Raw genomic sequence first — 19,317 nt, 5'->3', positions numbered from 1 at the left:
TCCTGCCGGCTCGCGGCGTCCGCCGTGAGGGCGTCGCAGCGACGCCGCCGACACGACATGCGAGGAGCCGTCATGAAACTGGTGTGGCAGATCCTGGCCGTGGTGGTCATCGCCGCGGCCGGCGGCCAGGCCGTCAACCTGCTGGACGACAACCCCTATGCCACGCTCGCGCTGGGCCTGGTGGTCGCCGTCCTCTCGGTGCTCGCCTACCGCTGGGTCGTCGGCCGCACCGAGAGCCGTCCGGTCACCGAACTGCAGGGGCGGGGCGCGGTGCCGGCCGTCCTCCGCGGCCTGCTGATCGGTGTCGCCGCGTTCGGCTCCGTCATCGTCAACCTCTACTGGCTCGGTGACTACACGGTGGAGGGACGGGGCTCGGTCAGCGGCGCGGTGGGCCAGATCGGGTTCATGGCGGCCGCCGCCGTCACGGAGGAACTGATGTTCCGCGGTGTGCTGTTCCGGCTCGCCGAACGCCGCCTGGGCACCTGGATCTCGCTGGTGCTGACCGGCCTGCTGTTCGGTGCGATGCACCTGACCAACGAGCACGCGACCGTCTGGGGTGCCCTCGCCATCGCCATCGAGGCCGGCGGCATGCTCGGCGCCGCCTACATCGCCACCCGCACCCTGTGGGTGCCCATCGGACTGCACTTCGGCTGGAACTTCGCCGAGGCCGGCATCTTCAGCACCGAGGTCTCCGGCAACGGCAGCAACAACGGTCTGCTGAAGTCCTCCACCTCCGGCCCGGAGCTGCTCACCGGCGGCGACTTCGGCCCCGAGGCCAGCATGTACTCCGTCGTGTTCTGCGTCCTGGTGACGATCGCCTTCCTGCTGCTGGCCCGCCGCCGCGGCCACCTGATGCCCCGTCGCGGCCGCGCCGTCCGGGAGACCGAGCCCGCTACACTCGCCCGGTGATCAGTCTCCGGCGGATCCCGGTGCCGGCCGGTCTCCGGCGGGTCACGGCGCGGTGGCGCGGGCTCGACGTCACGGTGCAGGACCTCCCTCTCGGCCTCCTCTTCCTCGTTCTGTCGCTGCTGCCGGCGTTCCAGCGGCACGGCACCCAGCTCGGCTACGTCCCGGACCGCTCCCTCGACGCCGGCGGCGTGGCGGTCATCGCGCTGGAATGCCTCCCGCTCGCGCTGCGCCGGCGGTGGCCGGCGGGCTGCCTCGCCCTGGTGCTGGCCGGCTTCGCCGCCGACCAGCTGCTCGGCTACCACACGGCCGCGGGCCCGGCACTGCTGGTCGCCCTGCTGAGCGCGGGCTGCCACCTGCAGCGGTACCGCAGGACGGTGCCGCTGCTGGCCACCGTCTTCTTCGTCGGCCTGGCCCTGGCCCTGAACGGCAAGGGCGCCGGCGAGCCGGTCGGCGAGTACGTGACCTTCTACGTGACCGTCGCCGTCGCCTGGGTCGCGGGGGGCTGGCTGCGCGCCGGCCGGATCGCCGAGGCCGAACGGCGCCGTCGTGTCGCCGAGGACACCCGGACCACCGAACGCACCCGGATCGCCCGGGAACTGCACGACGTGGTCACCCACCACGTGACCGCGATGGTCGTCCAGGCCGAGGCGGCCCGCTACATGACCGGCTCGCCCGAGCGGCTCGAACAGACACTGGCTGCCGTCTCCGACACCGGACGGCGGGCCATCACCGACCTGCGGCATCTGCTCGACCTGCTCAACCCCGACCACCGGGGCGGCGAGAGCAGGGAACCGGCCGTCGGCGGGCTCCTCGCGCTCGTCGAGCAGATCCGCCGGGCCGGGCAGCCGGTGGAGTTCACCCAGGAGGGCACCGCGCCCGAGACGGCCGGCAGCGCGGACCTGGTGGCGTACCGGGTGGTGCAGGAGGCCCTGACCAACGCCCTGAAGTACGCGCACGGCAGCAGGACGTCGGTGCAGGTGAAGCACGGCGCGCGGGAGATCGAGGTGGAGGTCGCCACGGACGGCTCCGGCCGCGACAGGTCCCCGGGCGGCAGCGGACGGGGACTGGCCGGACTGCGCGAGCGGGTCGCCGTCCTCGGCGGTGAGTTCGACGCCGGGCCGCTGGCAGGAGGCGGTTTCCTGGTGCGGGCGCGGATACCGGCGCACGACGAGCACCGGTGAGACGGTCCGTCAGCCCCCGTCCCGAGCACGGCCGGTGAGGCCGGGGGGCTGTCGTGAGGTGCCGGAGCGGCGGGTAGCCTGTCGTGCCGTACGAGGAGGCCGGGCGGCTCGTCAGGACGGCCGGCCACGCCGGGCAGCTCGTCGCGACGCCCGAGGACGCCAGGGAGGGGGATCCTGTCGTGACCGCCCCGATCCGGGTTCTGGTGTGCGACGACCAGATGCTGATCCGCACCGGACTGGTGACGATCATCGACGCGCAGCCCGACATGGAGGTCGTCGGCGAGTGCGGCGACGGCTCGAACGCGGTTGAGCTCGCCGGAACGCTGCGGCCGGACGTCGTCGTGATGGACGTCCGCATGCCCGTCCTCGACGGCATCGAGGCCACGCGCCGCCTGGCGGGCGCCGGGGTGCGGCATCCGGTCAAGGTGCTCGTCGTGACGACGTTCAACCTCGACGAGTACGTCTACGAGGCGCTGCGCGCCGGGGCCAGCGGTTTCCTGCTCAAGGACGCGCCCCCGTCCCAGCTCCTGCACGGCATCCGGACCGTGGCCAGCGGTGCGGCCCTGCTGGACCCCGAGGTGACCCGCCGCCTCGTCGGCCGGTTCGCCACCCGCATCCGCCCCGTCGAGTCCGCCCCGGACGACATCCCGCTCACCACCCGCGAGCTGGAGGTCCTGCGCCTGATCGCGGACGGCATGTCCAACAGCGAGATCGCCGCTGCTCTGGTGATCAGCCAGGAGACCGTGAAGACCTTCGTCTCCCGCATCCTCACCAAGCTGAACCTGCGCGACCGCGTCCAAGCGGTCATCTACGCCTACCGCCACGGCCTCGCGGTCTGAGCAGCGGTCCCGCACAGGGCGTCTCGCCCCCGGGCCGCGCCCCGCGGGCACCGCGGCGCACGCCCCCCTCCCCGGCCGGGCGCCCCGGCGCCCCCGGGGCACAGCCGCCGAAGACGCCTCAGCGCTGCAGCGTCGCCGGGCTTCCGCCGTTGGCCTCGTAGCCCGCCACCGCCAGCGCCCGGTAGACGGCGAACTCCGCCGCCGGATCCGTGGAGAGCGTCCACGGCAGCGCACCCACATGGCCGTCGACATGGACGAGCTGCTGCATGGCCTCCCCCCAGCGCTCGGAGCGGACCAGGAAGAAGACCAGCAGATGGCGGACGTGCGCCAGCACCGGGTCGTCGGCACGGGCCGAGTGCACCGCGTGCAGGGCACCGTGGATCGCCTTGGTGACCACCTCGCTGTGGTAGAAGCCGCGGACGAGGTTCACCTCGGGCAGATGCTCGAACACCGCGAACAGCGGCAACGCCGCCAGCAGGGAGCCCCGCGGGGCACGGGCAGCCGCCGCCTGCGCGAACTCCATCGCCAGCTCACGGGAGCCGTGCCACTTCTCGCACCAGTAGTGCAGGGCCGCCAGATGCGCACCCATGTGGTGCGGAGCACGGTCGAGGATCTTCAGCCACAGCTGCTCGAACTCCGGCCGCGAGTAGCCCAGGCCACGCGCCACCGCCAGCTCGATGATGTACGGAACCGGGTCGCCCGGCGCCAGCAGCGCCGCCTGACCGCAGGTCTCCCGGGCCTCCTCCATGATGATCCGGAACTCGTCCGTCCCCGGGGTCGACGTCCGCCACGCCTGCTGGACGAGGAACTCCGCCTGCACCGCCGCGGCACCCGGGTCCTTCGGCGCCTCGGCACGCCACACACGCAGCCACTGGCCGCCCGGTGTCTCGTGGACCCCGCCCGGCCGCTGCTGCAGCTCCAGCGCCGCCGCGCCCGCGAACGCCTGCACGCGCTGCCAGCGCAGCTCGCCCTCCTTCTCCGTGCCCGCCAGGAGCTGGGCCGCCGCCCGGTAGTCCTGGGTGCGCTGCACCAGGTCCAGCACGTCCAGCAGATCCTGGTCGGGGCCGGGCATGCGCACGTCCAGCTCCTCCTCGGGCACGAACCCGTAGGCCGCCGGGTCCGCCGCGTCCGGATGCCCCGGCGGCACCTGCTCGATGACGCCCCGCCTGCGCCTGAGGATCGGAAGCAGCACCACGCCCAGCAGGGCCAGCGCCGCCAAGGCCCACACAATCTCCATGCCTCAAGCGAACCAGACCCTGCCAAGACTTGGCCAACCTGCCGCCATGCCTGTGGAAAACCGGCCGGCCGCACCTGTGGACACCGGCCCCGCGCGGCGTGCGGACCACCACCCGCACCTTCCGCCCCGGACCGCCCCGGCCCGCCCCGGCCCGCGCCGTGACCTACCCGTCCGGCGGTGCCCGGCGGCGGCCGCCCGTGCCGTCGTCCGCACCACGCTCCTCGGCGCATTACGCTCGGCCCCATGAGCGACAGGCACATCAGTCAGCACTTCGAGACCCTCGCGATCCACGCGGGCAACACCGCCGACCCCCTCACCGGGGCCGTCGTCCCGCCGATCTACCAGGTCTCGACCTACAAGCAGGACGGCGTGGGCGGCCTGCGCAACGGCTACGAGTACAGCCGCAGCGCCAACCCGACCCGCACCGCCCTGGAGGAGAACCTCGCCGCCCTGGAGGGCGGTCGCCGGGGCCTCGCCTTCGCGTCCGGACTGGCGGCCGAGGACTGCCTGTTGCGTACGCTGCTCTCCCCGGGTGACCACGTGGTCATCCCGAACGATGCCTACGGCGGCACCTTCCGGCTGTTCTCCCGCGTGGTCTCCCGGTGGGGCGTGGAGTGGTCGGTGGCCGACACCAGCGACCCCGCCGCCGTCCGGGCCGCCCTCACCCCGCGCACCAAGGCCGTGTGGGTGGAGACCCCCTCCAACCCGCTGCTCGGCATCACCGACATCGCCGCCGTCGCTCAGGTCGCCCGTGACGCGGGCGCGAAGCTCGTCGTCGACAACACCTTCGCCACCCCGTACCTGCAGCAGCCGCTCGCGCTCGGCGCGGACGTGGTGGTGCACTCCCTGACGAAGTACATGGGCGGCCACTCCGACGTGGTCGGCGGAGCGCTGATCACCAACGACGACGCGCTGGGCGAGGAGCTGGCCTTTCACCAGAACGCCATGGGTGCCGTCGCCGGGCCCTTCGACTCCTGGCTGGTGCTGCGCGGCACCAAGACCCTCGCGGTGCGCATGGAGCGGCACAGCGAGAACGCCGCCAAGGTCGCCGACATGCTCTCCCGGCACCCGCGCGTCACGCGCGTGCTCTACCCGGGCCTGCCCGAGCACCCCGGGCACGAGGTGGCCGCCAAGCAGATGCGGGCGTTCGGCGGCATGGTCTCCTTCCAGGTCGAGGGCGGCGAGGAGGCGGCCGTCGAGGTCTGCAACCGCGCCCAGGTGTTCACCCTCGGTGAGTCCCTCGGCGGTGTGGAGTCCCTGATCGAGCACCCCGGCCGCATGACCCACGCCTCCGCGGCCGGCTCCCCGCTGGAGGTGCCCGCCGACCTGGTGCGCCTGTCCGTCGGCATCGAGAACGTCGACGACCTGCTGGAGGACCTGCGGCAGGCGCTGGCCGGCTGACGCCTCCCGCCGGAACGCCGCCAGACGTGCCGGACGTGCCGGACGCGTCGGACGAGCCGGACACGCCGGGGTCCCTGCGCCGCCCGCCCGCGGGGCGCCCCGGCCGCAGCGGCGGCACCTCCGACCACCTGGGCGTCGCCCGGGCCGTCCGGACGCCGGTGCACCGGCCTGCGCACCGGCTGATACACGGCCGGGCCTCACCCGGTACACGGCGCGGCCGCCCAGCGGCGGCAGGATGCGGGCGGCGCGCGGGCAGCCGGTGACCCGGCGCCGGGCGGGCGGGACGACCCGGTCCGCCGGACCCCGACCCGGGTCAGCGCGAGGCGGAGGACAGGGCCCGCACGCTGAACTCCTTCAGCTGTGCCCGCAGCTGCTGCCTCGAAAGGCACTCCTTGCCCGCCAGATGCTCGACGAGGTCGGCCCGTGTGGCGGCGAGCAGGGCGTGGGCGGTGAAACCGGGCTCGGCCAGGCCGGGAATCTGTTCCAGGACGGTCCGCAGCAGGCCGTGCCACCACGCGTAGTGCTCCGCCCGGTAGGGGCTGCCGTTCCCGCTTCCCTCCAGGGCGAGCGCGAGGGGCCGGTTGTCGAGTTTGAAGCACAGCACCGCGTCGAGCAGGGCGGGCACGCGCTCCCGCGGCGGTGTCGCGGGTCCCAGAGGCGGCGGGCCCGACTCGACGGCCTCCCGCATCGACGCCAGCCGTGCCGCGTACAGCGCGCGCAGCAGACCCGCCCGGTCGCCGAAGGCGCGGAACAGCGTGCCCTTGCCGACGCCGGCCGCCGCCGCCACGTCCGCCATGGTGACGTCCTCAGGACTCTCCCGCCGGGAGAAGAGGGCGTCTGCGGCGGCGAGCACAGCCTCCCGGTTACGGACGGCGTCCTTGCGGGACCTGCGTTCCGGCATGCTGCTCCTTCGTTTGCCAAGCGGACCGGCGGTCCGTATCGTCAGAAGCGGACCGCCGGTCCGATTGTATGAACTGGAGGGTGCCCGTGCCCGCACCGACGTCCCCGCCTGCTTCCCCGGCGGACCTCTTCCGCCACAGCCTGCGCCTGCTGCTCGCCAAGGACATCCCCGCGTGGGTGGACCTCTGGGCCGCAGACGGCGTCGCGGAGTTCCCCTTCGCCCCCGACGGCCGGTCCCGCCGCCTGGAGGGCAAGGAGGCCGTCGCCGCCTCCATGCGGCACCATCCCGAGCACATCGACCTGCACGACTTCCCCGGCCTGCGCATCCACCGGACCGACGACCCGCACACCGTCGTGGCCGAGATGCGCGGCGTGGAGCGACTGGTGCGGACGGACGCCCCCTTCGACATGACGTACATCGTCGTCATGACGGTGCGGAACGGGCGCATCGCCTCCTACCGTGACTACTGGAACCCCCTCGTCGTCCAGGCGCCCGGCGCCGACTTCGCAGGGAGCGGCCGATGACCGCCGTACGCACCACTCTGGTCACCGGCGCCACGGGCACCACGGGCAGCCGCACGGTCGCGGGCCTGACGGCTGCGGGGCACCGCGTCAGAGCCGCGAGCCGTCGGGCCGCCCCGGTCGCCGGTGCCGAACCGGTCGCCTTCGACTGGTACGACCCCGCGACCCACGAGGCCGCCCTGGACGGTGCCGATCGCGTGTACCTCGTCCCGCCCGTCGGCGACCCCGACCCGGCGGTGGTCATGCTGCCGTTCCTGCACCGGGCCCGCGCCGCGGGCGTGCAGCGCGCCGTACTGCTGAGCTCCTCGGCCGTTCCTGCGGGCGGCCCGGCGGTGGGAGCGGTGCACGAGGCACTGCCCGGCCTGTTCGGGCAGTGGGCGGTGCTGCGGCCGTCATGGTTCATGCAGAACTTCACCGGCGACCACGTACACGCCCGCAGCATCCGCGACGAGGGCGTCATCCGGTCCGCCACCGGCGACGGCCGGGTCGCCTTCATCGACGCCGACGACATAGCCGCCGTCGCCGTCCGTGCCCTGACGGACAGCCGGTCCCCCGACACCGACCTGATCCTCACCGGCCCCGAGGCGCTGAGCTACGACGACATCGCCGCCACGATCACGGAGGTCACCGGCCGCCGGGTCGTCCACCAGCGCCTGTCCTGCGAGGAGTTGCGGGACCGCCTGGCGGCCGGGATGCCGGCGGAGTTCGCCGCGATCCTGGCGGGCCTGGACCGTGAGATCGCCGCAGGGGCGGAGGACCGCGTCACGGACACCGTCCACCGCCTCACCGGCCGGCCGCCTCGCACCTTCCGGGCCCACGCGGAACAGGCCCACGCGGAGCGACGGACGTCGCCGTCCTGACCCACGCGACGGCAGGGCCCGAGGGACGGCTCCCGGCCGGACCCGGCCGTACGCCCACCCGCCGTCTCACGCCGATGCCTACGGAGACGGGCCTGCCCGCCGGCGCGCCGCCTCGGCGTACAGCCCGGCCGGTACCCGCGGCGGGCTCGGTGCCAGGAGCTGCCGCGCGGCTGACGCCTCCCGTACGGATCGCGCCGGGCTCCCCGCGCCGCCCGCCCGCAGGGTGCCCCGGCCGGTACCGACGGCACCTCCACCACCCGGGAGTGGCCCGGGCCGTCCGGATGCCGATGCACCGGCCGACGCACCGGCTGCACCGGCGGGGCACGCCCACCAGCACCTCCGCCGACCAGCTCAAGCTGGCGCGTCAGGTCATGCGGAACAACGTGTTCCGGTCCATCGTCGCCCAGCGCAGCGTCGAGAAGCCCGACGGATCGGGCGCACTGCCCAACACCAGCACCCTGCTGGGCACCTCCGGTGTGATCGGCATCAAGACCGGGTCCAGCACCCCTGCCGGGGGAGCCCTGATGTGGGCGGCCACCGGCGTCGACCGCGGCGGACACAAGCGGCTGATCCTCGGCGTCGTGCTCCACCAGAGCCCGGGCGTCAATGCCGCGACGGGACTCTACGCCGCCCTCGACAACAGCCGGACACTGATCGAGGGCGTACAGCGCTGGCTGTCGACCACCGAGCCCGGACCGCGCTGAACCCGTTCTTCCGCCCGCGCCTCTTTGCGGTCGCGGCCTTCGGTGCGCTTCTCCGACGGCTCGCGGCCCGCCGCCCGCGCCTGCCTCGTGATGCGTGGCCCGGGGCCGGCCTCGCGACCGCGCGGCGCAGCAGAGCAGCCCCCCATGTCCGGTGCGCTCACCGGCGTTCCCCTCACCACCCCGTCACCGGCGGAGTCGTCTGCGACGGCGGCTGCACCCAGGGCCGTACCGTCAGTGCCCACACGGTGAAGGCGACGGCCGCGGCGAGCAGCAGCAGCCACAGGGCGCGCCGGGCCAGTGTGCGGCGGCGCAGCATGCGGGTGCCGCGGCGCAGCGCGTCGGCGTACAGCCCGGCCGGTACCGGCGGCGGGTCCTGCGCCAGGATCCGCCGTGCGGCCGCCTCCTGCTCCGCCCGGTTCATGCCGGCCTCCCCCTCACGCCCGCCTCTGCCTCCCACCGCCCGCTCGCGGCCGCCGCGCGCCGGTCACGAAGCGACCGCCCCGGATCCGCCCACGGCCGCAGCGGGCCGCCGGGCAGGGTGGGTGAGCCGGGAGACCGCGCGGTCGCACAGCACACGGACGCGTTCGGCCGGCAGCCCGAGCAGGGCCGCCGTCTGTTCCTCGGCGACGCCCTCGTGGAGCCGCAGCACCAGGACGAGGCGTTCGTGCGGGGCGAGGGCGGCCAGCACACCGGGCGGACGGCGGCGGGTGCGGCCCAGCGGGCCGTACCGGTGCCAGGCCTCGCGGGCGAAGCGGCCGGCCAGGCACTGGCGGGTACGGTCATAGGGGTCGTCGCCGCGCAGCCGGTCCCAGCCGGCGTACGTCTCCGCGAGCGCCAGGGTCAGCAGGCGGCACGCGCCCGGATTGTGCTGCGGGTCCTCCGCTGTCAGCAGGGTCGCGGTGTGCAGCAGCCGGCCGGCCGCGCCCGCGACGAACGCCTCGAACTCCCGGTCGCGGTGCGTGCCGTGGGGCGCCTGCCGTTCCCGCACCGCGCCTCCCGCCCAGGGCGATCATGAGAAACCCGGACCTGGCAGGCCGGCGGACGTCGGTCCGCGGGCCAGGGGTCCGGGTCTCATATCAGGCCAGGCGTGCCCCGCCGGTCAAGAGCCGCGCAGGCGGCTCCTGCCCCGGACGGCGCACGCGGTGCGACGGCACGGGCGCGGCAGGGGCACGGAGCGTCAGGACGCCGGTGCGGCGTCCGGTCCCGGCGGTGTGCCCGGTCCCGGCGGTGTGCCCGGTCCCTTCGCATCGCCCGGTCCCGACGGCGCGCCCTGGCCCTTCGCTCTGTTGCCGCCCGCCGTCCCCGGCTGCGGGACGGTGCCGCTCTGGGCGCTCTGACGCGCGGAGAGGGCGTGGTTGAAGCGGGTCAGCAGGGAGCAGAAGGTCTCGCGCTCCTCCTGCGTCCAGTCCCGGGTCAGCTCGGCCATCAGGGCGCGCCGGGAGGAACGCACCTCCTTCAGGCGGGACAGCCCGCGCGGCGACAGCTGCAGCACCACGGCCCGCCCGTCCTCGGGGTGGGAGGTGCGCGTGACCAATCCGGAGTCGACCAGCGGAGCCACCTGTCGGGTGACCGTGGAGGAGTCGATGCCCATGCCGGCCGCGAGCGCCTTGACGCCCATCGGGCCTTCCCGGTCGAGCCGGTGGAGCAGAAGGTAGGCGGCGCGGTCCATGGAGTTGCGCACCTGGCCGACGCCGCCGAGCCGGGTCTGTTCCGCACGGCGGGCGAACACCGCGACCTCGTGCTGCAGGGTGTCGAGAAGACCGGGGTCACCTTCGGTCGTCATGTCCATCGACATGTCTGGTGTTGTGGGCATGGCCGGTGGCTCACTTCTGCGCGGCTGTCGGGTTGGGGGACAGAGTACGCGGCCCGGCCGCGGACGGTACCGGCGCTGCGCGATCCCGTCCTCCCGGACGGCCGCACCCGGCCGGTGAGATAGGCAACTGCGAGACTGGAGACATGAACTACGGCACGTCCGGCCCCCAGTCGCCCGTCACCCTGGACGACGTACGCGGCGCCCAGAAGATGCTGTCGGGCGTGGCCCGGGTCACCCCGATGGAAGGCAGCAGGCACCTGTCCCGGCTGGCGGGTGTCCCGGTGCACCTCAAGTGCGAGAACCTGCAGCGGACCGGATCGTTCAAGCTGCGCGGCGCCTACGTCCGCATCGCCGGGCTGCTGCCGGAGGAGCGGGCGGCCGGGGTCGTGGCGGCCAGCGCGGGCAACCACGCGCAGGGCGTCGCGCTGGCGGCGTCGCTGCTCGGGGTGCACGCCACCGTGTTCATGCCGAAGGGCGCGCCGCTGCCGAAGATCGGCGCGACCCGGGACTACGGCGCCGAGGTGCGGCTGCACGGCCAGGTGGTCGACGAGACGCTGGCCGCCGCCCAGGAGTACGCGGCCCAGACCGGTGCCGTGTTCATCCACCCCTTCGACCACCCGGACATCATCGCCGGACAGGGCACCGTCGGGCTGGAGATCCTGGAGCAGTGCCCCGAGGTGGGCACCGTCGTCGTCGGGGTGGGCGGCGGCGGGCTGGCGGCCGGCATCGCGGTCGCGGTGAAGTCGCTGCGGCCCGAGGTGCGGATCGTCGGTGTGCAGGCGGACGGTTCCGCGGCGTATCCGCCGTCGCTGGCCTCCGGGCGGCCGGTGGTGATCGACCGTCCGACGACCATGGCCGACGGCATCCGGGTCGGCCGGCCCGGCGACGTGCCGTTCGGGATCGTCCGCGACCTGGTGGACGAGGTGTGCACGGTCGGCGAGGACGAGCTGTCCGCGGCGCTGCTGCTGTGCCTGGAGCGGGCCAAGCTGGTGGTGGAACCGGCCGGCGCCGCCCCGGTCGCCGCGCTGCTGGGCGGACGGTGTACCGTCCGCGGACCGGCGGTGGCCGTGCTGTCCGGGGGCAACGTCGATCCCGTGCTGCTGCAGCGGGTGCTGCGGCACGGCATGGCCGCGCAGGGCCGCTACCTGGCCGTACGGCTGCGCCTGACCGACCGGCCGGGCGCGCTGGCCACGCTGCTCGGCGTGGTCTCGGCGGCCGACGCCAACGTCCTCGACGTCAGCCACGCCCGCACCGACCCGCGGCTCGGCCTCACCGAGGCGGAGGTGGAGCTGCACCTGGAGACCAAGGGACCGGACCACTGCGCCGAGGTCGTCCGGGCGCTGCGGGACGCGGGACACACGGTGCTCGACTGACCGGCGGCACAGCCGCGGGGAAGACTGACCGGCGGCACAGCCGCAGGGGAAGAAGGTCCTGGTCCTGGTCCGCGGGCACCGCCGGGCCGCCGGCCGAGGCCGGCCCCCGGCCGGCCCGGGCGGGGGCGCCGGGCGGGCGGACAGCACGACGAGGCCCCCGGCGCGCCGTGGACGGGCGGCCGGAGGCCTCGTGGAAGAAGAAGCCGGCGGGACCGGCGGCGGCAGACGGGACGCGGCCCGCGTGCCTCAGCCCGTGTACGGCTCCGCCTTGAGGATGCGCACCGAGGCCTTCTTGCCGTTCGGCAGCTCGTACTCCGCGTCCTCGCCCACCTTGCGGCCGAGCACCCCGGAGCCCAGCGGCGACTGCGGCGAGTACGTCTCGACGTCGTCGCTGGCGTACTCGCGGGAGGCCAGCAGGAAGGTCAGCGTGTCGTCCTCGTCGCCGTCGAAGGCGACCGTGACGACCATGCCGGGGGAGACCGTGCCGTCCGCGGAGGCCGGGGCCTCGCCGACCTTCGCGTTCTCGAGGAGCTGGGTCAGCTGGCGCACGCGGAGCTCTTGCTTGCCCTGCTCCTCCTTGGCCGCGTGGTACCCGCCGTTCTCGCGCAGGTCGCCCTCCTCGCGCGCGGCCGCGATCTTGGCGGCGATCTCCGTGCGCGCAGGACCAGTAAGGTACTCAAGCTCCTCCTTGAGCTTGTTGTACGCCTCCTGGGTCAGCCAGGTGACGTTCTCGCTGGTCTGGGTCACAGGTGCTCCTCGTCGCTTCTGGGAATTCCAAGCTTCGCCCTACCCATGAAGAATGTTCCCTCAGGGATGGGCGAAACCACGAGCCTAACAATTGACTGCGGCAAGAGGGAGGACACAGGGCCGTCGGAACGGCGTCGACGCAGGTCAGCGGCCCCATATTCGACTGGCGGGACCGTCCTGTCGTGCGGCGCGCCGGCCGGCCGGTCAGTCGGCGTGGCAGCCGAGCAGCTCCCCGGTGGTCCCCCGGGACGTCGTACGCAGGGTGACGGTCCGGTCGATCCGCGTGGCGTGCTCGTCGAAGTGGAAGTCCGCCCGGCCCACCTCGGTCCCGTCGGCCGCCCGCGAGCGCAGCGTGCAGTAGCCGTGGGCGTCGGCGTCCTTGTGGACCTCCAGATGGATCCGCACCGCGTCGTCGGAGGTCTGGAACGAGACGACCTGCGCGCTGATCTTGCTCTGGCCGACGTGTTCCCAGGCGAGATAGCCGACCAGGGCCAGCAGGACCGCACCCAGGACGACGGCGGCGATCTTGAGTTTGTGGTCGGCACGCTCGTCCGTGGAGCGGCCGTAGCGGCCCTCGGGGAGCCGGGTGCTCACCGTACTCATGATCGTCCTCTCGGCCGGTGCGGGACGCGTGTCCCGCGGGGCTCCCGGAAGGGGTACTCCGGAATGATTCGCCCTCCGATTCGGTCACTATAGAAGCCCCAGCCCGCCGCTCCACCGCCGCCCCGGAGAGACGAGGCACCAGGACGGCACCGCTGATGCCCGCCTGACCGACGGGCACCGACTTGACCGATGAGGATGAGCCTTGACTGAGCAGCTGCGACTGATGGCCGTGCACGCGCACCCCGACGACGAGTCGAGCAAGGGCGCGGCCACCATGGCGAAGTACGTGTCCGAGGGGGTGGACGTGCTGGTCGTGACCTGCACGGGCGGAGAGCGCGGCTCCATCCTCAACCCCAAGCTCCAGGGCGACAGGTACATCGAGGAGAACATCCACGCGGTGCGCCGCAAGGAGATGGAGGAGGCCCGTCAGATCCTCGGCGTGAAGCAGGACTGGCTCGGCTTCGTCGACTCCGGCCTGCCCGAGGGCGACCCGCTGCCGCCGCTGCCGGAGGGCTGCTTCGCCCTGGAGGACGTCGACAAGGCGGCCGGCGAGCTGGTGCGCCGGATCCGCTCCTTCCGCCCGCAGGTGATCACCACCTACGACGAGAACGGCGGCTACCCGCACCCCGACCACATCATGACCCACAAGATCACGATGGTGGCGTTCGACGGTGCGGCGGACGCCGAGAAGTACCCGGAGGACACCTACGGGCCGGTGTACCAGCCGCTGAAGCTGTACTACAACCAGGGCTTCAACCGTCCCCGCACCGAGGCGCTGCACCAGGCGATGATCGACCGCGGCCTGGAGTCGCCCTACGGCGAGTGGCTCGAGCGCTGGAAGAAGTCCGGCCGCACGGAGCGCAACCTGACCACGCACATCCCCTGCGCCGACTTCTTCGAGATCCGCGACAAGGCGCTGCTCGCCCACGCCACGCAGATCGACCCCGACGGTGGCTGGTTCCGTGTGCCGATGGAGATCCAGAAGGAGGTCTGGCCGACCGAGGAGTACGAGCTGGCCAAGTCCCTCGTCGACACCTCGCTGCCGGAGGACGACCTCTTTGCGGGCATCCGCTGGCGCTGAGGGACAATGCCTGACATGAGCGCAAGCGCGAGCCTGGCCATGACCCAGCTGGTGACTCTGGCCGACGTCGACGAGAAAAAGGTCACCCCCGGCATCCTCGGCTTCATCGTCTTCGCGGTGCTGGCCCTGGCGGTGTGGGGCCTGATGAAGTCCATGAACCGGCACATGGGCCGCATCGACTTCAAGGAGTCCCAGGAGTCCGAGACGGACCCTGAGCCGCGAAGCGGCGGCGCCGCCCAGCCGTCCAAGGGCTGAGCCAGGGGCTGGGCTCCGCTCGCGCAGGACGGCCCGCCCTGCAGGGCGGCCGTCCCCACCGGCACCCGGCCGGTGACGCCGGGGGCTGCCGGCCACCCTTCCTCAGGCGGCGGTGGCCGTCCCGGCGAGTTCCGGCCGCCCGCTACGGGCCCGCGGTTCCGCGCCGCCGGGCGCAGCCCGGGGCCACGGGCCTCGTCGGGCTGCGCCCGCACGCCCGTGGGCAGCCTCCCAGGCGTACTCCGCCCGTCACCTCGCGGGACCGGCGTCCGCGCCCAGCCGCCCGGACGCCCGGCCCGCCGGCCTTCCTCCAGGCTCATCCGCGCTCCCCCGCACAGGCCGGCGGACGAGGGCGACGGGCGGTGATCACCGGTGATGCGCACATCCCTGGGCACGGTGAGACGCCGAGGGAGCCGGAGCACGGCGAGGCGAAGACGCCGAGGGAGCCCGGGCACGGCGAGGTGACGACGAGAGCCGGGCCCGTCCGGTCCCGTCACGGTCCGTGCCCGGCCCGGACGGGTGAGGCAGGATGGGGGTATGCCGAACCGACTGGCGCACGAGACGTCCCCGTACCTCCTCCAGCACGCGGACAACCCGGTGGACTGGTGGCCCTGGTCGGCTCAGGCGTTCGACGAGGCCCGCAGAACGGACCGGCCCGTGCTGCTCAGCGTCGGATACTCCAGCTGCCACTGGTGCCACGTGATGGCCCACGAGTCCTTCGAGGACGAGGCCACCGCCGCCTACCTCAACGAGCACTTCGTCAGCATCAAGGTCGACCGCGAGGAACGCCCGGACGTCGACGCCGTCTACATGGAGGCCGTGCAGGCGGCCACCGGGCAGGGCGGATGGCCGATGACCGTGTTCCTGACCCCGGACGCCGAACCGTTCTACTTCGGCACCTACTTCCCCCCGGAGCCCCGCCACGGCATGCCCTCCTTCCCGCAGGTGCTGCGGGGCGTCCGGCAGGCCTGGGAGACCCGGCGCGAGGAGGTCGCCGAGGTCGCCGGAAAGATCGTGCAGGACCTGGCGCGGCGCGAGATCGCCGTCGGTGACGCGGCGGCCCCCGGCCCAGAGGAGCTTGGCCAGGCGCTGCTCGGGCTCACCCGGGAGTACGACCCGAAGCGCGGCGGATTCGGCGGCGCGCCGAAGTTCCCGCCGTCCATGGTGCTGGAGTTCCTGCTGCGCCACCACGCCCGCACCGGAAGCGAGGGCGCCCTGCAGATGGTGCGGGACACCTGCGAGCGGATGGCCCGCGGCGGCATCTACGACCAGCTCGGCGGCGGCTTCGCCCGCTACTCCGTGGACCGCGACTGGGCGGTGCCGCACTTCGAGAAGATGCTTTACGACAACGCGCTGCTGTGCCGGGTCTACGCCCACCTGTGGCGCGCCACCGGCTCCGGCCTCGCACGCCGGGTCGCGCTAGAGACGGCCGACTTCATGGTGCGGGAGCTGCGCACCGAGCAGGGCGGGTTCGCCTCGGCGCTGGACGCCGACAGCGACGACGGCACCGGGCGGCACGTGGAGGGCGCGTACTACGTGTGGACGCCCGAGCAGCTGCGCGAGGTCCTCGGTCCCGAGGACGCGGAACTGGCCGCCGCCTACTTCGGGGTGACCGAGGAGGGCACCTTCGAACGCGGCGCGTCCGTGCTCCAGCTGCCGCAGACCAACGGGGTGTTCGACGCGGAGCGGATCGAGTCCGTGCGGCGCCGGCTGCTGGCCGCGCGCGCCGGGCGGCCCGCGCCCGCCCGGGACGACAAGGTGATCGCCGCCTGGAACGGCCTGGCGATCGCCGCGCTCGCCGAGACCGGCGCCTACTTCGACCGCCCCGACCTGGTCGAAACCGCGGCCGGCGCCGCCGATCTGCTGGTGCGGCTGCACATGGACGAGCACGCCGGGCTGGTCCGCACCAGCAAGGACGGCCGCGCCGGCGCCACCGCGGGCGTCCTGGAGGACTACGGCGACGTCGCCGAGGGCTTCCTCGCACTCGCCTCGGTCACCGGGGAGGGGGTCTGGCTGGACTTCGCCGGGCTGCTCCTCGACCACGTCCTCACCCGGTTCACCGACCCGGACTCCGGCGCCCTGTACGACACGGCCGCCGACGCGGAGCGGCTCATCCGCCGCCCGCAGGACCCCACCGACAACGCCACCCCGTCCGGCTGGACGGCCGCGGCGGGCGCCCTGCTGTCCTACGCCGCGCACACCGGGTCCGAGGCCCACCGCAGCGCGGCGGAGAAGGCGCTGGGCGTGGTGCGGGCGCTGGGCCCACGCGTGCCGCGCTTCATCGGCTGGGGGCTGGCCGTGGCCGAGGCCCTGCTGGACGGGCCGCGCGAGGTGGCGGTCGTCGGCCGGTCCCCGCAGGACGACGCCGCCCGCGCCCTGCACCGCGCGGCGCTGCTGGGCGGGGCGCCCGGGGCGGTGGTCGCCTACGGCACCGCGGGCAGCGACGAGTTCCCGCTGCTCGGCGGCCGCCCGCTGGTGGACGGCGAGCCGGCCGCGTACGTGTGCCGCGACTTCACCTGCGACGCCCCGACGACCGACCCGGAACGGCTGCGCGCGGCACTGAGCGGCTGAGCCGGCCGGGCCACGCGGCGCGCCGCGGCGCCACGGCGCGCGGCCGCACCATGGCACGCGCGGCGCGCGGCCGCGCCGTCCCGGCCGGGCTGCCGCGGCTCACCCCAGCTGCGCCCGTATGCTCATCGCCTCGTCCACGATCGCCTGCAGCTGGTCGTGGTGGGCGCCCTTCCAGTAGGCGCGGCCGCACTCGCGGCACTGGGCGAACACGTCGTAGGTGCGCCGGGTGCCGTGCTCCAGCTGGTCGGCCACCTCGTCCTTGGTGGCCTGCCGCAGCAGGCCGTTGCAGGCGCTGCAGCGGGTCCAGGGCCGCAGCTCGGGGCGGAAGCGGTCGAGGACGTCGCGGAGCTGGTCGTCGGGGCGGGTGCTGTAGACGAAGGCGCCCGCCCACAGTTCGCGGCGGCGCAGCAGACCGCGGTCGCGGCTGAGCAGCACCCGCTTCTCGGCGGCCGAGCGGGCCGCGAGGGCCGCGTCGCCGATGTCCGTGGACTCATAGGCCGTGTCCACGCCGAGCAGCCGCAGCCGGCGGGCGAGGGTTCCCAGGTGCACGTCGAGCAGGAAGCGCAGCGGGGCCCCGGGCACGTGCTGGGGGCGTTCGACGGCGCGCACCTGCACCCGCTCCTCGGCCCTTGGGACGTGCGAGGCGGGGACGTCGCGTCCGTCCACGGCCAGACCGCCGACCTCGGTCAGCGGCACGCCGAGGGACTCCACGACATGCCCGAGGGAGGAGGCTCCGTCGGTCACGACGGGTGTGGCGCCGCGCCGCCGGGTGTGGTCGACGAACAGATGCAGGGCGGGGGCGAACTCGATGTGGATCTCCGGACCGTTCACCCGGCCAGCATGGCACGCACCGGCCCCGATGCCTCAGGCGATGTCCGGCGGCAGACCCTGTTCCAGGGCGGCCAGGGCGCGGTCGACCAGGCCGGTGAGGTCGTCGCCGTGGTCGTGCTCGGCCCAGTACAGGGCGGTCTCCATCAGACCGCCGACGAGGGACATGGCCCATACCCGCACCTCCAGGTCGTCCCGGCGGCGGCCGGTGCGTTCGGCGATCGTGCCGCAGAGCGTGCGGCCGACGGCCGCCATGATCTCCAGCATCCGGGAGCGGACCGCGGGCACCTGGGCCATCAGCCGGGTCCGCATCCGCGCCGCCTCCGGGTCGTCGTCGGCACCCAGGCCGAGCGCCGTGCACAGGACGCGGCGCAGGGAGTCGGTGAAGGGTTCGCCGGCGGGCCGGTCGCGCACCTGGTGAGCCGGTGCGGAGCCGCCGGTGTCGGGGAGGACGATGTCCTCCTTGGCGGGAAAGTAACGGCACACGGTCGACGGCGACACCTCGGCCCGGTCGGCTATCTGCCCGATCGTCGTGGCGTGATAGCCCTGCTCCCGGATGAGCGTCCAGGCCGCGGAGCGGATCGCCTCCCGGGTCTGGATCTTCTTGCGTTCCCGCAGGCCGAGCGCGGGCCGGTCGGCGGGGGAGAGGGAGGAACGTGCGGCCGTCATGGGCTCATTGTCGGCGATCTTCCGGCGGGCGGCCATGCGCGGACGACCCCGTGAACCCAAGGTCACCGGCCAGGGCCGTCCGCGTGCGGGTCGGCAGCCTAGGCATGCCGGTAGGCCACCAGCGAGATCCCCACGTAGTGGACGACGAACGCCGCCAGGGTGAAGGAGTGGAAGACCTCGTGGAAGCCGAACCAGCGCGGTGAGGGATTGGGGCGCTTGATGCCGTAGACGACGCCGCCCGCGCTGTAGAGCAGACCGCCGACGATCACCAGGACGAGGACGGTCAGGCCGCCGGTGCGCAGGAAGTCCGGCAGGAAGAACACCGCCGCCCAGCCCATGGCGATGTAGCACGGGGTGTACAGCCAGCGCGGGGCGCCGACCCAGACGACGCGGAAGACGATGCCGGCGGCGGCCGCGGCCCAGATGCCCCACAGCAGCCACTGGCCCTTGGCGCCGGGCAGGAGCAGCAGCGTCAGCGGGGTGTAGGTGCCGGCGATGATCAGGAAGATGTTGGCGTGGTCGAGGCGGCGCAGGACGCCGCCCAGGCGCGGGCCCCAGCTGCCGCGGTGGTAGAGCGCGCTGACGCCGAAGAGCAGGCAGGCGGTCAGGACGTAGACCGCGCAGGCGATCCGTGCACGGGCGGACCCGGCGAGCGCGGTGAGCACCAGACCCGCGACGAGCACGGCCGGGAACATCCCCAGGTGCAGCCAGCCACGCAGTTTCGGTTTGACCGGGTGCGGAAGGGACGGCGCAGCCGGACGCCGGCCACCGGCCGACGGGTCCAGGAGCGCGTCGGAGGCGGACGCAGTCATGCGCGGCATGCTAGC

The 19,317-nt window shown here is 73.8% G+C and carries 20 protein-coding genes and 1 pseudogene; 11 read left to right on the top strand and 10 right to left on the bottom strand.

The genetic code is table 11. The annotated features are described in order from the left end of the window. Positions 1 to 72 precede the first annotated feature (72 nt). From IE286_RS22185 to IE286_RS22175, 3 genes are all read left to right on the top strand, one after another. Positions 73 to 909 carry a CPBP family intramembrane glutamic endopeptidase gene (locus IE286_RS22185; RefSeq protein WP_189798524.1) on the top strand — a complete coding sequence of 279 codons (837 nt, stop codon included), beginning with the start codon at positions 73 to 75 and terminating at the stop codon, positions 907 to 909. Continuing rightward, positions 906 to 2,090, top strand: coding sequence for a sensor histidine kinase (locus tag IE286_RS22180; RefSeq protein ID WP_229863349.1), 1,185 nt, complete (start codon positions 906 to 908; stop codon positions 2,088 to 2,090). Before IE286_RS22185 ends, IE286_RS22180 begins: the two co-directional genes overlap by 4 nt. A gap of 179 nt (positions 2,091 to 2,269) precedes the next feature. Beyond that, the gene (locus IE286_RS22175; RefSeq protein WP_189798537.1) at positions 2,270 to 2,929 is read left to right on the top strand and encodes a response regulator; all 660 of its coding nucleotides are present in this window, start codon (positions 2,270 to 2,272) and stop codon (positions 2,927 to 2,929) included. A 118-nt stretch (positions 2,930 to 3,047) separates the two neighbouring features. On the opposite strand, the gene IE286_RS22170 is transcribed toward IE286_RS22175, so the two are convergent. Further along, positions 3,048 to 4,166, bottom strand: coding sequence for a hypothetical protein (locus tag IE286_RS22170; RefSeq protein WP_189798523.1), 1,119 nt, complete (start codon positions 4,164 to 4,166; stop codon positions 3,048 to 3,050). Between the two features lie 243 nt (positions 4,167 to 4,409). On the opposite strand from IE286_RS22170, the gene IE286_RS22165 reads away from it, so the two are divergent. Then, a complete protein-coding gene (locus IE286_RS22165; protein ID WP_189798522.1) occupies positions 4,410 to 5,567 on the top strand; it encodes a cystathionine gamma-synthase in 1,158 nt (385 codons plus the stop codon). 313 nt (positions 5,568 to 5,880) lie between these two features. Here the strand turns inward: IE286_RS22165 and IE286_RS22160 are convergent, their stop codons facing one another. Further along, positions 5,881 to 6,468 carry a TetR/AcrR family transcriptional regulator gene (locus tag IE286_RS22160; RefSeq protein ID WP_189798521.1) on the bottom strand — a complete coding sequence of 196 codons (588 nt, stop codon included), beginning with the start codon at positions 6,466 to 6,468 and terminating at the stop codon, positions 5,881 to 5,883. Positions 6,469 to 6,554: 86 nt separating this feature from the next. Here IE286_RS22160 and IE286_RS22155 point away from each other — a divergent pair, with 86 nt between their 5' ends. The 3 genes from IE286_RS22155 to IE286_RS22145 all read left to right on the top strand — a co-directional run bounded on the left by IE286_RS22155 (position 6,555) and on the right by IE286_RS22145 (position 8,553). Further along, positions 6,555 to 6,992: a nuclear transport factor 2 family protein gene (locus IE286_RS22155; protein ID WP_229863342.1), complete on the top strand. Its 438-nt coding sequence runs from the start codon at positions 6,555 to 6,557 to the stop codon at positions 6,990 to 6,992. Beyond that, positions 6,989 to 7,849, top strand: coding sequence for an NmrA family NAD(P)-binding protein (locus IE286_RS22150; protein WP_189798519.1), 861 nt, complete (start codon positions 6,989 to 6,991; stop codon positions 7,847 to 7,849). The genes IE286_RS22155 and IE286_RS22150 overlap by 4 nt, the downstream gene beginning before the upstream one ends. 287 nt (positions 7,850 to 8,136) lie before the next feature. Continuing rightward, on the top strand, positions 8,137 to 8,553 hold the full coding sequence (locus IE286_RS22145; protein WP_189798518.1) for a hypothetical protein: 417 nt from the start codon (positions 8,137 to 8,139) through the stop codon (positions 8,551 to 8,553). A gap of 172 nt (positions 8,554 to 8,725) precedes the next feature. Here the strand turns inward: IE286_RS22145 and IE286_RS22140 are convergent, their stop codons facing one another. The 3 genes and pseudogenes from IE286_RS22140 to IE286_RS22130 form a co-directional block, all read right to left on the bottom strand. Next, positions 8,726 to 8,974: a hypothetical protein gene (locus IE286_RS22140; RefSeq protein WP_189798517.1), complete on the bottom strand. Its 249-nt coding sequence runs from the start codon at positions 8,972 to 8,974 to the stop codon at positions 8,726 to 8,728. Positions 8,975 to 9,037: 63 nt separating this feature from the next. After that, positions 9,038 to 9,541: a sigma factor-like helix-turn-helix DNA-binding protein gene (locus tag IE286_RS22135; protein WP_189798516.1), complete on the bottom strand. Its 504-nt coding sequence runs from the start codon at positions 9,539 to 9,541 to the stop codon at positions 9,038 to 9,040. Between the two features lie 318 nt (positions 9,542 to 9,859). Continuing rightward, positions 9,860 to 10,348 (bottom strand): annotated as a pseudogene (locus IE286_RS22130) (MarR family winged helix-turn-helix transcriptional regulator); the annotation flags it as partial. 161 nt (positions 10,349 to 10,509) lie between these two features. Here IE286_RS22130 and ilvA point away from each other — a divergent pair. Continuing rightward, complete coding sequence (gene ilvA, locus IE286_RS22125) at positions 10,510 to 11,739, top strand: threonine ammonia-lyase (protein ID WP_189798515.1); 1,230 nt, start codon at positions 10,510 to 10,512, stop codon at positions 11,737 to 11,739. Between the two features lie 246 nt (positions 11,740 to 11,985). On the opposite strand, the gene greA is transcribed toward ilvA, so the two are convergent. Next, complete coding sequence (gene greA, locus IE286_RS22120; protein ID WP_189798514.1) at positions 11,986 to 12,486, bottom strand: transcription elongation factor GreA; 501 nt, start codon at positions 12,484 to 12,486, stop codon at positions 11,986 to 11,988. Between the two features lie 204 nt (positions 12,487 to 12,690). Continuing rightward, positions 12,691 to 13,089, bottom strand: coding sequence for a DUF4307 domain-containing protein (locus tag IE286_RS22115; protein ID WP_189798513.1), 399 nt, complete (start codon positions 13,087 to 13,089; stop codon positions 12,691 to 12,693). A 202-nt stretch (positions 13,090 to 13,291) separates the two neighbouring features. Between IE286_RS22115 and mca the strand changes: the two genes are divergently transcribed. The 3 genes from mca to IE286_RS22100 all read left to right on the top strand — a co-directional run bounded on the left by mca (position 13,292) and on the right by IE286_RS22100 (position 16,993). Beyond that, complete coding sequence (gene mca / locus IE286_RS22110; protein ID WP_189798512.1) at positions 13,292 to 14,170, top strand: mycothiol conjugate amidase Mca; 879 nt, start codon at positions 13,292 to 13,294, stop codon at positions 14,168 to 14,170. A 6-nt stretch (positions 14,171 to 14,176) separates the two neighbouring features. Next, entirely contained in the window at positions 14,177 to 14,425 is a 249-nt protein-coding gene (locus IE286_RS22105) for a hypothetical protein (protein WP_189798511.1), read from the top strand. 534 nt (positions 14,426 to 14,959) lie between these two features. Next, positions 14,960 to 16,993: a thioredoxin domain-containing protein gene (locus IE286_RS22100; RefSeq protein ID WP_189798510.1), complete on the top strand. Its 2,034-nt coding sequence runs from the start codon at positions 14,960 to 14,962 to the stop codon at positions 16,991 to 16,993. Between the two features lie 99 nt (positions 16,994 to 17,092). On the opposite strand, the gene IE286_RS22095 is transcribed toward IE286_RS22100, so the two are convergent. From IE286_RS22095 to trhA, 3 genes are all read right to left on the bottom strand, one after another. Continuing rightward, entirely contained in the window at positions 17,093 to 17,824 is a 732-nt protein-coding gene (locus IE286_RS22095; protein ID WP_189798509.1) for a Mut7-C RNAse domain-containing protein, read from the bottom strand. A 33-nt stretch (positions 17,825 to 17,857) separates the two neighbouring features. Then, positions 17,858 to 18,490: a TetR/AcrR family transcriptional regulator gene (locus tag IE286_RS22090; RefSeq protein ID WP_189798508.1), complete on the bottom strand. Its 633-nt coding sequence runs from the start codon at positions 18,488 to 18,490 to the stop codon at positions 17,858 to 17,860. A 98-nt stretch (positions 18,491 to 18,588) separates the two neighbouring features. After that, positions 18,589 to 19,302: a PAQR family membrane homeostasis protein TrhA gene (gene trhA, locus IE286_RS22085; RefSeq protein WP_189798507.1), complete on the bottom strand. Its 714-nt coding sequence runs from the start codon at positions 19,300 to 19,302 to the stop codon at positions 18,589 to 18,591. Between the last annotated feature and the right edge of the window lie 15 nt (positions 19,303 to 19,317).

The organism is Streptomyces thermodiastaticus (assembly GCF_014656135.1).
GTDB classification, from domain to species: domain Bacteria; phylum Actinomycetota; class Actinomycetes; order Streptomycetales; family Streptomycetaceae; genus Streptomyces; species Streptomyces thermodiastaticus.
The sequence above is the reverse complement of the archived record's forward strand: the minus strand, read 5'-3'. Positions and strand labels throughout refer to the sequence as shown.